Below are 13,290 nucleotides of genomic sequence, written 5' to 3'. Positions count from 1 at the left end.
CCCCCACGACCACAGGCCGAACGGCCCAGGCACGCACCCCCGGTTTCGTGACAGACTTGGCACGAAAGTCGTTCAGAATCCCCCCTCTCTCACAGGAGCTATCGATGGCCATCGCAACCCCCGAGGTCTACGCCGAGATGATCGACCGCGCGAAGGCAGGCAAGTTCGCCTACCCGGCCGTGAACATCACGTCGTCCTCGACCGTCACCGCGGCCCTCCAGGGCTTCGCTGAGGCAGAGAGCGACGGCATCATCCAGGTGTCGGTCGGCGGCGCGGAGTACGCCTCCGGCTCGACCGTCAAGGACCGCGTCGCGGGCTCGCTCGCCCTCGCCGCCTACGCGCACGAGGTCGCCAAGGGCTACGGCATCACCGTCGCGATCCACACGGACCACTGCGCTAAGCAGAACCTCGACTCCTGGGTCCGCCCGCTCCTCGCCCTCGAGGCCGAGCAGGTCAAGGCCGGCAAGCTCCCCACGTTCCAGTCGCACATGTGGGACGGCTCGACCGTGCCGCTCGAGGAGAACCTCATCATCGCCGAGGAGCTCCTCGAGCTCTCCGTCGCGGCCCGCACGATCCTCGAGATCGAGGTCGGCGTCGTCGGTGGCGAGGAAGACGGCCACGAGGCCGAGATCAACGAGAAGCTCTACACGACCGTCGAAGACGGCCTCGCGACCGTCCGTGCCCTCGGCACCGGCGAGAAGGGCCGCTACCTCACGGCCCTCACCTTCGGCAACGTGCACGGCGTCTACAAGCCCGGTGCCGTCAAGCTGCGCCCGTCGCTCCTCAAGGAGATCCAGGAGGGCGTCGGCTCGGTCATCGGCAAGGAGAACCCCTTCGACCTCGTCTTCCACGGTGGCTCCGGCTCCACGGCCGAGGAGATCTCCGAGGCTGTCGACAACGGCGTCATCAAGATGAACGTCGACACCGACACCCAGTACGCGTACTCGCGTCCTGTCGCGGACCACTTCTTCCGCAACTACGACGGCGTCCTCAAGGTCGACGGCGAGGTGGGCAACAAGAAGGCCTACGACCCGCGCGCCTGGGGCAAGGCTGCTGAGGCCGGCATGGCTCAGCGCATCGTCGAGGCTGCCCAGCAGCTCCGCTCGGCGGGCCAGTCGATCGGCTGACCTGGCTGACCGCACGTGAGAAGGGCCCCGGTGGACATCCACCGGGGCCCTTCTTCATCATGCTGCGGGTGCTGCGGGTGCTGCGGGTGCTGCGGGTGCTGCGGGTGCGGGCCGCCCGCTGCTCTCGGCGCCCGCTGGTCGCAGCGGCCGTCCGTCAGGCTCAGCCCTCGGCCGGCTCCGCAGGGGTCGTCTCGTCCTCGACGATGTCGAGCATCGTCCCGATGCTGGTCACCTCGAGCAAGAACTTCACGGTCGGCGGGACGTTGTGCAGCCGGACCCGGCCGGGTGTCACCGAGGTGAGACGCGCGAGGAACGCGACGCCCGAGGAGTCCATGAAGGTCACGTGGTGCACGTCGACGTCGACCGGCAGACCGGACTCGCGGACGTCTTCGGTCGCCTGCTGGAGGTCGGCCGACAGGTCGGCGTCGATCTCTCCCGAGAGGACCACGCGCGCGTGGGTCTCGTCCACGATGACGTGCACGGACCCAGGCTCGATCTCGTTCGTGCTCACCAGCGCGACGTCGTCGCGTCCTGGCGATGCCGCCGGTCCGGTGGACCCGACAGCGTGCGGGGTGTTGGCTTCGCCCACGATGCTCCCTTCGACAGGTGACCATTGTGACCTGAGAGCGCCTCGATGACTAGTTGCGTGCGATCTGGCCACTCATGAGGGCAGTGCGGGGGAAGTCTGCGTGCCGTCGCCGGCCGCCGGTGAGGGTCCGCCGTCGCTCGACGCCCACCCTCTATGCTGGCCTCACCGAGGACCTGGAGGGGTACGAGTGGATTCCGCGACGCCACGTCACGGTGCGCAGACGGGCGCGCCAGACCACGCCACGGGCGTCGTCGCGGGCCTGCGCGACCGCGCGCTCGAGCACGCAGGCGTCGCGGCAGCACTGCTCGACCCGAGCGTCGACGTCCCCACGATCCTCTGGGCCAACGCCTCCTTCGAGAGGCTCACCGGCCACGACCCGGCGGCTGTGGTCGGGCTGCCGCTGAGCGTCCTGGAGGCCGAGGGCGGGACCCCGCTCGACGTCGAGGCCCTGCACGCGGCGATGTCGCCGACGGCGGCTGGGACACCGGTGACCTGGCGGATGCTCAACGTCCGCGCCGACGGTGGTCAGATCTGGTGCGAGTACACGCTCTCCCAGGTGCGTGACGAGGACGGTGCCGTCGAGGCGTGGCTCGTGCTGCTCAGCGACGTGTCGGGACAGGTGCGCGACGTCGCGAGCCGTGCCCAGACCTCTCGTCGTCTCGGCACCGCGGAGATCGTGCTCGAGGTGGTCAGCGGTGTGTCGAGGCTCCTCAACGACATGGAGTACCCCTTCGTCCTGCGAGACATCTCGGCGGCCTACAGCCGTGGCGTCGTCGCGTGGGGCGGGTTCTTCCTCGACGAGAACGGGCTCCGGTACTCCGAGGGGGTCCCGGCCGCCGTGCTCTCGCGCCCTCGGCGGGGACAGCCTGCGACCGACGCGCTCGGCGACGCGCAGGTGGAGGGGGAGTCGGCGGCGGCGCCGACAGGGCCGACCACCTTCATCGACCCGCTGCGCGAGCTCGTCGAGGGCCTCGTCGACGGCCCCCTCGACTTCCCGCTGTCGACCGGCTACCCGGCCGGGAGCGACGCCGCGTACGTCGCAGAGCAGGTGCGCGAGCGCGCAGGGCTGACCGAGGCCGACGGTGACGGTCCCCTCGTGCCTGTGGCGCGGGTCGTGGGGATCCCGGGGCGACGGTCGGTCCTCGGGCTCTTCGTGTCGCTGCCGGCGGTCGACAGCATCGAGCCGGCCACGTCGGCGAAGCTCGTGAGGGCTCTCGTCGACAGGGTCGCCGTCGGGATCGACACCCTCCGCCTGCACACCCGCGAGCACCAGCTCGCCGAGACGCTCCAGCGGTCCATGCTCCCCGAGCAGGTCGAGGTCACCGGTCTCGACGTCTGGACGTACTACGCGCCGACGTCGGACGACGCGCAGATCGGCGGCGACTGGTACGACATCGTGCAGATCGACGACGAGGTCGTGGGCCTCGTGATCGGCGACGTCGCGGGCCACGACATCGAGGCTGCGGCGACCATGGGGCAGCTGCGCTCGGTGGTCCGCTCCTACGCCTTCGAGCTCGCGACCCCGGGACCTGTCCTCGAGCGGGTCGACCACCTCGTGGCAGGCATGCGCGTGCAGCGCTCGGCCAGCCTCGTCTACGCGACGCTGCGCCGGACGACCGGTGCGCTGACAGCGCGCGACGGGCGAGAGCGGACAGACGGTGAGCGCCCCCTGCGCTGGCGGCTCGAGTACACCCGGGCCGGGCACCTCCCGCCGCTGCTGGTGCGGCGGGGTGCTGTCACGCCCCTCGACGGTGCGGCGGGTGCGCTCGTCGGCTTCGGCTCCCGCGCCAGGTCGACGGCGGCGACCACGCTCGAGCCGGGCGACACCCTGCTCTTCTACACGGACGGGCTCATCGAGCGCCGGGACCGACCGCTGCGGGCGGGCCTGGCGGCGCTGACCGAGGTGGCCTCGAGCATCACCGCGACCGACGCTGCGGGCATCGGTGAAGACCTCCTCGCCCGGCTGGCCGAGGCTGCCGAGGACGACGTGGCCGTCGTCGTGGTCCGGGTCCCCGACCCTGAGCGTGACGCGCTCGCACCCGCGGTCAGCCCGCGGTCGCGCCGCTGGCTGCTGCCGAGCGAGCCCGCGTCGATCGGGCGGGCCCGGCACGCCGTGCTGCGCACCTGCCAGGCGTGGGAGCTCGCTGACGTCTCGAGCGCCGAGCTGGTCGTCTCCGAGCTCGTCGCCAACGGCGTCCTGCACGGCTGGGGGCACATCGCGCTGCGCCTGTTCGACACCGGGGACGGTCTGCGCATCGAGGTCGAGGACTCCAACCCGTCGCCGCCCGTGACGACCGACGGCCACGCGAACAGGCTCGGCGGCTACGGCATGCAGATCGTCGAGCGGCTCGCCGACTGGGGCTGGCGTCCGAGCGGCACGGGCAAGCTCGTGTGGGCGAAGGTGCGACCTGTCCCCGTGCGGCGGTCGCAGACCACCCAGACCACGCAGACCACGCAGACCACCTGAGCGCGTCTCGTCCGAGAGCAGGTCGGCCACCGGGCGGATGGGCCGCCGGGCAGGTAGGCCGTCAAGGCTGGTGAGGTGTGTGCGTGAGCCGGAGGGCGGTGAAGCGTGTGCCTGAGCCGGAGGGCGGCGCCGGCCGGGGGCGCACCCCAGGCCGGCACCGCCGGTGTCACTGCTGCAGGCGTGCGCCGATCGACCTGTGCAGCTGCTGCAGGCTCACCTGGCTCAGGCTCGCGGTCTGCGACTCCACGTGGCGGAACATGTGGGTGTCGTCGAGGACCTTCTCGCTCGACTGGATGAGCACCGTGCCGGTCCCCGTGAAGTCGAACTGGCGCTCTTCGCCCGAGTCCATGCCGAAGAACCCTGCCGCGGCGCTCAGGAACGAGCTCATCCACTCGGCGTCGAAGTGGTGCGAGGGCGCCGGGGTGTCAGCCCACCCGACGAGGGCCTGCGGGTCGACGCGCAGCGGCGGCTCCGCGAACATCACGGGGCCGTTCGACGAGGCGAGGAACTTGCCCGTCCCGAGCAGCGTGAGGAACCCCGGCACGATCGACTGCTTGAGGCTCAGTCCTGGCTCGAAGGCCAGCAGGCTCGAGGCGCGGATCGTCAGGTTGCCCTCGTCGAGGTCGAAGGAGTTGATGTCGAAGCCGCGGTCGCCGAGGATCAGCTTGCCGCGGCCCTGGGCGATCACCCAGTCGTCGGCGTAGAGCGGGGACGAGAACTGCGAGGCGACCATGCCTGTCACGCTCGTCCGGCTCAGCGGCTCGAACTGGACGGTGCCGTAGTACGCGATCATCGCGCCCTTGGACGTGAACCACGGCGTGCCGTCGAGGTCGACGCAGAAGGCGTAGGAGTTGCCCGGCAGGTTGTCGTTCGTCGGCAGGGTCGACGGGTCGAGGATCTGGATGCTCATGTCGTGTCTCCTGCTCAGAACTTCTGCTCGGACGCCTGGACCCACACGGTGCCCTGGCCGGTGAACTTCAGCTGTGTGGCCTCGCCGGACCCCTTGCCGACGACGTCGCGGAACCCGACCTTCGCCGTGAGGTCCACGGTGATCGGTCCGCGGTGACCGACGTAGGCCTGCGGGTCGACGACGACCTCGGGGTGCCCCGGGCCCACCTCGAGCGAGAAGGTCCCGCCGTGGGACAGGACCGCGACCGAGCCCTGGCCGCTGAGCTGCGTGGTGAACATGCCCTGCCCGGTCACGGCACCGCGGACGGCACCTCGCATGCCGCCCTGCTGCGTGAGCGGGACGATCGCGGTCTGCAGGTAGCCCTCGTAGGCGAGCAGCCGGCTCGCCTCGACGGTCAGCTGGTTGGCGCCGTCGAGCTGGACGATGTCGATGTACAGACCGTCGTGGCCGAAGTACGACTCGCCCTGACCCTCGACGGTCATCATCGCGACGTGCTCGCCCTGCATCATGCGACCGGCCGCGCCGGCCATCGCGCCGAAGCCGGGCATGCCTCCGCCGCCGCCCATCGAGTGCGGGACGAAGCGCACGTCGCCGCGGTAGTACAGCATGCTGCCCTTGCGGGCCGTGAGCTGAGCACCGGGGGTGATCGTCGTCTTGAGGACCTTGCCGTTCTCGATCTCCATGACCATCTCTACCGCTCCTCGGGCTGGATGTAGACGACGCCGTGGCCGTCGAAGCGCAACGAGAACGCCTCGCCGCTGCCGCCGCCGACGGCGGACCGCCACGTCACGTCCGTGACGAAGCTCTGGTTGAGCTGACCTTGGAACGCCACGAAGGCGTCAGGGTCGGCGACGAGCGGGGTCTGCGGGGTCACACCGAGCGCGATGAGCGGCCCACCGGCCGAGAGCAGCGCGATCGTGCCGGTCCCCGAGACCGTCGTGGTGAACAGCCCCTGGCCGGAGGTCGCACCGCGCAGGCCGGAGAACTTCACGTCCATGCGGACCTGGCCGTCGATCGCGAGCAGCTGGGAGGCCTCGACGCTCATGGTGTCGTTCTCGAGCTGCACCAGCGTGATGTGCTGGGCGTCGACCGCGAAGTGCACGCTGCCGTGGCCCGTCACCTCCATGAAGGACAGCGACTCGCCCGTCATCTTGCGCTTGAACGCGGCCTTGAAGCCGTCCCCCCCGCCCATGCCGGCGTTCTTGAACGTCACGTCCCCCTCGTAGGCGACCATCGATCCTGTGACGGCTCGGATGGTCTCGCCCCTGAGGTCTGCGACCAGCACCCTGTGCCCGGTCATGCGTAGCTGTGCCACGTGCTCTCCATCGTCTGGTTCGTGCGTCCGTGCCCTGGTGGACGTCGCTGCTGCGCGTCCCTGCTCGTTCGTCATGGAGACCCTAGAGGCTCGGCGCGCGTCGAGGACATGGGGAGTGCTCCACACCGGGTGAGCTTCACCCTGGTGGTGGGCGCGGCGTAGGGGTAGGACGAGGTGTCCGGGGGGCCGGTCACGCATCCTGCGGGTCAGCGGGTGGCCTGGTGACGGGCCGTCCTGCGTCAGCGGTGCTCGACGACAGGGACGCCCGTGGCCGGGGTCTCGGGGGCGCAGGAGTGGTCCGGGTCGATCCTGAACAGCTCGAGCGCGCCGCAGACCTCGAGCACGAAGAGGTCGCGGTCGTCGCAGCCGCGCAGGACCGTCGCACCGCCGCGCTTGCGGCCGGAGTCGGCGAGAGAGATGAGGAAGGCCGCGCCCGTGGAGTCCATGAAGGTCACCCGGCACATGTCGATGACCAGCAGCTGACGCCGCAGACCGACCACACGCGCGGCGATCTCGGGGAACTGGTCACGTTCGGCGAGGTCGAGGTCGCCGGCGATCACGAGCGTGGTGGTCGCCGGGGATGTTGCGATCTCGATCATGAGGCCCGACTCTATCGACGCCCTCCCAGGGCCGCACCCTGGTCCGGTCACGACTCGGCAACGGCTCCGTCGGGTCTCCGCGCGACTCTGTCCACAGGGTCCACAGCGCCCGGCGCCCTGACGCCTCCGCCGGGGCACAATGGGACCCATGAGCCACGCACCCCTCGACCCGTCCTCGAACCTCCTCGGCCCGGCGCCCACGCTGCTCGGCGCCGACCACCCCGACGTCGCGGCACGCGCCGAGATCGACGGCGGACGCAGCGCGCAGGACGTCGCGCGGGACGTCCCGTCCTCCTCCTACGCCTGGGCGCTCCTCGCCGAGGCCGCGCTCGACCGCGGGGACGACGTCACCGCCTACGCCTTCGCCCGCACCGGGTACCACCGCGGCCTCGACTCCCTGCGCCGCGCAGGCTGGCGCGGCCAGGGGCCGATCCCCGTCACGCACGCGCCGAACCAGGGATTCCTGCGGGCGCTGCTCGCGCTCGCGGAGGCGGCTGCTGCCATCGGCGAGGACGACGAGGCAGCACGCTGCCAGACCTTCCTCGTCGACTCCGGGGTCTCGGCCGACGCCGTCGCCGCGCTGCGCTGACGGACGGGCCAGCCGTGCTGAGGGACGCGACTCTGCTGGGATGACCTGCCTGCGCCCGGTGCCCTGACAGCGCCGGGCCGCACTGCACCGACAGCACCGTGCCGCCCCGCCCGCGCGACGTCCGCCGGCCGTCCTCGAGGAGAGACGGCCGGCGGTCTCGTCTCACCGCGGGCCCGCAGTCGTGGGACGACCCGTGCGTCCGGGGGTTCCGGACGGTAAACTCGCCGGGGAGATCGGGTCACTGCCGCCCGAGAGTCCTGAGCACCAGCGCGAAGTCGAGCCGCTGCGGCTGCCACAGACAGGCAGGTTGAAGGTGGGGATTCCATGCCAGCCGTGATCGTCGTCGGTGCCCAGTGGGGCGACGAAGGCAAGGGCAAGGCGACGGACCAGCTCGGCTCTCGGGTCGACTACGTCGTGAAGTTCAACGGCGGGAACAACGCCGGGCACACCGTGGTCATCAACGGTGACAAGTACGCCCTGCACCTGCTGCCCTCCGGGATCCTCTCACCAGGCGTCACCCCCGTCATCGGCAACGGTGTCGTCATCGACATCGAGGTCCTCTACCAAGAGCTCGACGCGCTCATCGCGCGTGGCGTCGACGTCTCCCGACTGCTCGTCTCGGGCAGCGCGCACGTCATCGCGCCGTACAACCGCATCATGGACAAGGTCACCGAGCGCTTCCTCGGCAAGCGGAAGATCGGCACGACCGGCCGCGGCATCGGCCCGACCTACTCCGACAAGATCAACCGTGTCGGCATCCGCGTGTGGGACCTCTTCGACGAGAAGATCCTGCGCGCCAAGGTCGAGGGCGCCCTCGAGCAGAAGAACCACCTGCTCGTGAAGGTCTACAACCGCCGCGCGATCACCGTCGACGAGACAGTCGAGGAGCTCATGCAGTACGCCGAGCGCCTGCGCCCGATGGTCGCCGACACCTCGCTCGTGCTCAACACGGCTCTCGACGAGGGCAAGACCGTCCTCTTCGAGGGCGGCCAGGCGACGATGCTCGACATCGACCACGGCACGTATCCCTTCGTCACGTCCTCGAACGCGACCGCCGGTGGTGTCATCACGGGTGCGGGTGTCGGCCCGACCCGGATCGACCGCGTGGTCGGCGTCATCAAGGCGTACACGACCCGCGTGGGCGAGGGACCCTTCCCGACCGAGCTCTTCGACGAGTGGGGCGAGTTCCTCGCACGCGTCGGCGGCGAGGTCGGCGTCACGACAGGTCGCGCGCGTCGCTGCGGCTGGTATGACGCCGTGATCGCCCGCTACGCCTCGCGCGTCAACGGCCTCACCGACCTCGTCATGACCAAGCTGGACGTCCTCACCGGCATCGAGAAGATCCCGGTCTGCGTGGCCTACGACGTCGACGGTGTCCGCCACGACGAGATGCCGACGGACCAGAGCGCCTTCCACCACGCGACCCCGATCTACGAAGAGTTCCCCGGCTGGACCGAGGACATCTCCGGCGTGCGCACCTTCGACGAGCTTCCCGAGAACGCGAAGGCCTACGTCCTCGCCCTCGAGGCGATGTCGGGCGCACGGATCTCGTCGATCGGCGTCGGCCCCGGCCGCGAGGCCACCATCCAGCGCCACGACCTGATCGACGACTGAGGTCTGAGGCCAGCTTCCAGCCCCAGGCCGTACTCAGGTGCGAGCCGGGGGCTGGATCTGGGCTCCTAGCCCCGAGATCGTGACTTCGGAGCGAGCTCGGGCTTCCGGGGCATCGATCTCGCTCCGGAGTCACGATCTCGCTGCGGGGCTGCGGGGCTGCGGGGCTGCGGGGCTGCGGGGCTGCCGGGCTGCCGGGGCTGCCGGGGGACCGGTGGCTGGATGGAGGCGTCGAGCACCGCGCGGGTGGGACCTGTCTCAGGACGGGTCCCGCCCGCTGTCGTCTGCGGGCTCGATCAGTAGACTCACGTCCCGTGAAGATTCTCGTCGTCGGGTCCGGTGCTCGTGAGCACGCCATCGTCCACTCGCTCGCGCAGGAGGCCCCCGCCGGGGGACGGCACGAGCTGCACGCGGCGCCCGGGAACCCGGGGATCGCCGCCCTCGCCACGCTGCACAAGGTCGACGCCCTCGACGGTCGCGCCGTCGCCGAGCTGACGCAGCAGATCGGCGCCGACCTCGTGGTCGTCGGACCCGAGGCTCCGCTCGTCGCCGGTGTCGCCGACGCCGTCCGGGCGACCGGGACCCCGGTCTTCGGCCCGAGCGCCGACGCCGCCCGGCTCGAGGGCTCGAAGGCCTTCGCCAAGGACGTCATGGCCGCAGCCCACGTGCCGACCGCGAAGGCTCACGTCTGCTCGACCGTCGACCAGGTGGGTGACGCCCTCGACGACTTCGGTCCGCCCTTCGTCGTCAAGGATGACGGCCTCGCCGCCGGCAAGGGCGTCGTGGTGACGAGCGACCGTCTCGAGGCGCTGCGTCACGCGCAGGAGTGCTTCGCCAACCCGGACCGCGGGGGAGACCCGCGCGTCGTCGTCGAAGAGTTCCTCGACGGCCCCGAGGTGTCGCTCTTCTGCATCAGCGACGGCCAGACCGTCGTCCCGCTCGCCCCGGCGCAGGACTTCAAGCGCGCCTTCGACGACGACGCCGGCCCCAACACCGGCGGCATGGGCGCGTACAGCCCGCTGCCGTGGGCTCCCGAGGGGCTGACCGCCGAGGTGGTCGAGCGCATCGCGCAGCCGACCATCGACGAGATGCGCTCGCGCGGTATCCCCTTTGTCGGAGTGCTCTACGTCGGGCTCGCGCTCACCAGCCGCGGCACCCGCGTCATCGAGTTCAACGCGCGCTTCGGCGACCCGGAGACCCAGGTGGTGCTCTCCCGCCTCGAGACCCCGCTCTCCGAGCTGCTGCTGTCCGCCTCGACGGGCCGGCTCGCCGAGCTCCCGGAGCTCCGCTGGCGCGACGAGGCCGCGGTGACCGTCGTCGTGGCCTCGGACGGCTACCCGGCCGCACCACGGACCGGCGGTCCGGTCACCGGTGTCGGCGAGGCCGAGAGCCTCCCCGGGGTCCACGTGCTGCACGCGGGCACGGCGACCGACGACGAGGGTGTGCTGCGCAGCGCCGGCGGGCGTGTGCTCTCCGTCGTGGGCGTCGGCGAGACCCTCTCCGAGGCGCGACGCCTCGCCTACTCGGGTGTCGACCGCATCGTGCTGCCTGGCTCGCACCACCGCACGGACATCGCCGAGCAGGCTGCGGCGGACGCCCGATGAGCGCGCAGACGCAGGGCGACGCGCCCCTGCAGCTCTCGGGGTGGCGGCACGTCTACTCGGGCAAGGTCCGTGACCTCTACGAGCCCGACCTGGCTCACTACGGCGGCGTGCACCCGCTCGGCGACGTCGTCCTCGTCGTCGCGTCGGACCGGGTGAGCGCCTACGACGCCGTGCTCAGCCCCGGGATCCCCGACAAGGGGACCGTCCTGACGCAGCTGAGCCTGTGGTGGTTCGAGCAGCTGACCGACATCGTCGGCAACCACGTGGTGAGCACCGAGGCGTCGGCGATGCCCGGTGACGGTCTGGTCCCCGACGCCGTCGCGGGGCGCGCCATGGTGTGCCGTCGTCTCGAGATGTTCCCCGTCGAGTGCGTCGTCCGCGGGTACCTCACAGGGTCTGGGCTGGTCGAGTACCGGCAGAGCCGGTCGGTCTGCGAGGTCCCGCTGCCCGAGGGCCTCGTGGACGGGTCGCGGCTGCCCGAGCCCATCTTCACGCCGGCCACCAAGGCCGAGGTCGGGGAGCACGACGAGAACGTCAGCTTCGAGGTCGTGGCCTCGACCATCGGGCTGGAGGACGCGACCAGGCTGCGCGACCTGACCCTGGCCGTCTACGCGCGGGCCGAGAGCATCGCCCGGGAGCGCGGCATCATCCTGGCCGACACCAAGCTCGAGTTCGGGGTCGACCCGGCGACGGGCGAGATCATCCTCGGCGACGAGGTGCTCACCCCGGACTCCTCGCGCTTCTGGGCTGCAGACCGCTGGGTGCCCGGTCAGGCGCAGCCGAGCTTCGACAAGCAGCCGATCCGCGACTGGCTCGTCTCGGCAGAGTCCGGGTGGGACAAGGACTCGGACACCCCGCCGCCGGCGCTGTCCGACGAGGTCGTCGAGGCGACGCGCGAGAGGTACCTCGACGCGTACAGGCGGCTGACCGGGGCTGAGCTCTAGGAGCAGGGCTGACGTGCGTGGCTCGCTCAGGCAGAGCGGGCTGCGCTCGAGCGACGCCTGGGTCGGTCACGTGACGCGGGGCCTCGTCTGAGGTGTCCCGGCGGGCGCCTGAGACGAGCCTGCAACGACGTGGCGGTCGTCACGTCCGCCATGCCTGGGCGTGCGCTGTGAGTCACCCGATGCCAGTCTCGACCCATGACTGGAAACGTTCAGAGTGCAGCCTCCCGCGCCGGGGACCACCCTCTCGTCGAGAAGGGCGCGCGTCTCGGCTACGGCGCGAGCGGTGTCCTGCACCTGCTCCTCGCCTGGGTGACGGTCCAGCTCGCGTGGACCTCGGGCGGCGAGCAGGCGGACCAGGAGGGTGCTCTGCAGCAGCTCGCCGGCGACGGAGCCGGTCAGGTGCTGCTGTGGGTGCTGTTCGTCGGCTTCGTGCTCCTCGCGCTGTGGCAGATCACCGAGGCCGTCGCCTGGGGCGAGACGAAGGACCGCATCAAGGCGGCGGCGAAGGCCGTGACCTACGGCGTGCTGGCCTTCACCACGGTGTCGGTGCTCACGAGCGGGTCGAGCGGCGGTTCGGGTGGGGCGACGTCCAGCCTCATGTCCTCCGGTGCTGGCCGCGCCCTCGTAGGTGTCGTCGGCCTCGGCGTGGTGGCTGTCGGGGTCTACCACGTGGTGAAGGGCTGGAAGGAGAAGTTCCTCGAGGACCTCGAGTCGAGCCCGAGCCGCTGGGTCCGCCGGGCGGGCCGCATCGGGTACGTCGGCAAGGGCGCTGCGCTCGGCGTCGTCGGTGTGCTGCTCGTCGCCGCCGCCGTGCAGAGCGACCCGGAGCAGGCTGAAGGTCTCGACTCCGCGCTCCACGCGCTCGCCGGGCTCCCCTACGGTCCGGTCCTGCTGACGCTCGTCGCGATCGGCTTCGCTGCGTACGGGGTGTACTCCTTCGGGCGCGCGAAGCACGCGAAGGTCTGAGCTGCTGCACGGGAGGGCGCGGGCGGTGACTCTGCTCGCGCCCCCCGTCATCTCTGCATGCATCGCTTGACGATATATATCGAGGGTGGCTAGCGTCGTGCCATGACCTCGTTCCGGATGACGCAGCAGGCGTACCTCATCCTGCTCACGCTCGTGCAAGAGCGCCAGCACGGGTACGGGGTCATCAAGCAGGTGGCCGAGCTGTCCAGCGGCGACGTCAAGCTCGCCGCGGGGACGCTCTACGGCAACCTCGACAGGCTGCTCGCCGCCGGGATGGTCGCCGCCGACGGCGAAGAGATCGTCGACGGCCGGTTGCGCAGGTACTACCGCGCGACCGACCTCGGCGCCCAGGCCGCGCAGGCCGAGACCGAGAACCTCGCGCGTCTCGCGGCTCGCGCGCAGCGGCTGCTCGACCGACCCCGAGGGCTCGGGCGCCCCGTGCTCGGGGGTGCGTGAACGATGGCTGGCAAGGGGGCGGGCGAGACTACAGCAAGCAGGTCGTCGGCCGAGCGAAGCGCTCGGCTGTGGCTGCGTGCCTATCCGCGCCGGTGGCGGACGGCATCCGGGGC

The 13,290-nt window shown here is 70.9% G+C and carries 13 protein-coding genes; 8 read left to right on the top strand and 5 right to left on the bottom strand.

The genetic code is table 11. The features are described 5' to 3' along the window. Window positions 1-104: 104 nt before the first annotated feature. Entirely contained in the window at window positions 105-1,127 is a 1,023-nt protein-coding gene (gene fbaA, locus SANBI_RS17160; protein WP_056127275.1) for a class II fructose-bisphosphate aldolase, read from the top strand. A gap of 160 nt (window positions 1,128-1,287) precedes the next feature. Here the strand turns inward: fbaA and SANBI_RS17155 are convergent, their stop codons facing one another. After that, window positions 1,288-1,716, bottom strand: a complete 429-nt coding sequence (locus SANBI_RS17155) for an STAS domain-containing protein (RefSeq protein WP_319157220.1) — start codon at window positions 1,714-1,716, stop codon at window positions 1,288-1,290. A gap of 187 nt (window positions 1,717-1,903) precedes the next feature. On the opposite strand from SANBI_RS17155, the gene SANBI_RS17150 reads away from it, so the two are divergent. Next, on the top strand, window positions 1,904-4,183 hold the full coding sequence (locus SANBI_RS17150) for a SpoIIE family protein phosphatase (protein ID WP_319157218.1): 2,280 nt from the start codon (window positions 1,904-1,906) through the stop codon (window positions 4,181-4,183). 166 nt (window positions 4,184-4,349) lie between these two features. Here SANBI_RS17150 and SANBI_RS17145 read toward each other — a convergent pair whose 3' ends face one another. The 4 genes from SANBI_RS17145 to SANBI_RS17130 all read right to left on the bottom strand — a co-directional run bounded on the left by SANBI_RS17145 (window position 4,350) and on the right by SANBI_RS17130 (window position 7,007). Further along, the gene (locus SANBI_RS17145) at window positions 4,350-5,093 is read right to left on the bottom strand and encodes an AIM24 family protein (protein WP_056127279.1); all 744 of its coding nucleotides are present in this window, start codon (window positions 5,091-5,093) and stop codon (window positions 4,350-4,352) included. Between the two features lie 14 nt (window positions 5,094-5,107). After that, window positions 5,108-5,782, bottom strand: coding sequence for an AIM24 family protein (locus tag SANBI_RS17140; protein WP_319157216.1), 675 nt, complete (start codon window positions 5,780-5,782; stop codon window positions 5,108-5,110). A 2-nt stretch (window positions 5,783-5,784) separates the two neighbouring features. Then, on the bottom strand, window positions 5,785-6,408 hold the full coding sequence (locus tag SANBI_RS17135) for an AIM24 family protein (RefSeq protein WP_235533785.1): 624 nt from the start codon (window positions 6,406-6,408) through the stop codon (window positions 5,785-5,787). A gap of 239 nt (window positions 6,409-6,647) precedes the next feature. After that, window positions 6,648-7,007, bottom strand: coding sequence for an STAS domain-containing protein (locus SANBI_RS17130; RefSeq protein ID WP_056127286.1), 360 nt, complete (start codon window positions 7,005-7,007; stop codon window positions 6,648-6,650). 148 nt (window positions 7,008-7,155) lie between these two features. On the opposite strand from SANBI_RS17130, the gene SANBI_RS17125 reads away from it, so the two are divergent. The 6 genes from SANBI_RS17125 (at window position 7,156) to SANBI_RS17100 (ending at window position 13,177) form a co-directional block, all read left to right on the top strand. Continuing rightward, a complete protein-coding gene (locus SANBI_RS17125; RefSeq protein WP_056127289.1) occupies window positions 7,156-7,596 on the top strand; it encodes a DUF3151 domain-containing protein in 441 nt (146 codons plus the stop codon). A 324-nt stretch (window positions 7,597-7,920) separates the two neighbouring features. Continuing rightward, window positions 7,921-9,210, top strand: coding sequence for an adenylosuccinate synthase (locus SANBI_RS17120; RefSeq protein WP_056127293.1), 1,290 nt, complete (start codon window positions 7,921-7,923; stop codon window positions 9,208-9,210). Window positions 9,211-9,521: 311 nt separating this feature from the next. Further along, window positions 9,522-10,811, top strand: coding sequence for a phosphoribosylamine--glycine ligase (gene purD / locus SANBI_RS17115; RefSeq protein WP_319157212.1), 1,290 nt, complete (start codon window positions 9,522-9,524; stop codon window positions 10,809-10,811). Beyond that, window positions 10,808-11,755, top strand: a complete 948-nt coding sequence (locus tag SANBI_RS17110; protein WP_319157210.1) for a phosphoribosylaminoimidazolesuccinocarboxamide synthase — start codon at window positions 10,808-10,810, stop codon at window positions 11,753-11,755. Before purD ends, SANBI_RS17110 begins: the two co-directional genes overlap by 4 nt. A 195-nt stretch (window positions 11,756-11,950) precedes the next feature. Next, entirely contained in the window at window positions 11,951-12,721 is a 771-nt protein-coding gene (locus SANBI_RS17105) for a DUF1206 domain-containing protein (protein ID WP_319157208.1), read from the top strand. A 102-nt stretch (window positions 12,722-12,823) separates the two neighbouring features. Further along, on the top strand, window positions 12,824-13,177 hold the full coding sequence (locus tag SANBI_RS17100; protein ID WP_319157206.1) for a PadR family transcriptional regulator: 354 nt from the start codon (window positions 12,824-12,826) through the stop codon (window positions 13,175-13,177). The last annotated feature ends 113 nt before the right edge of the window (window positions 13,178-13,290 follow it).

Source organism: Sanguibacter biliveldensis (assembly GCF_033798665.1).
Taxonomy (GTDB): domain Bacteria; phylum Actinomycetota; class Actinomycetes; order Actinomycetales; family Cellulomonadaceae; genus Sanguibacter; species Sanguibacter inulinus.
This window is presented reverse-complemented; position numbering and strand designations above follow the sequence as displayed.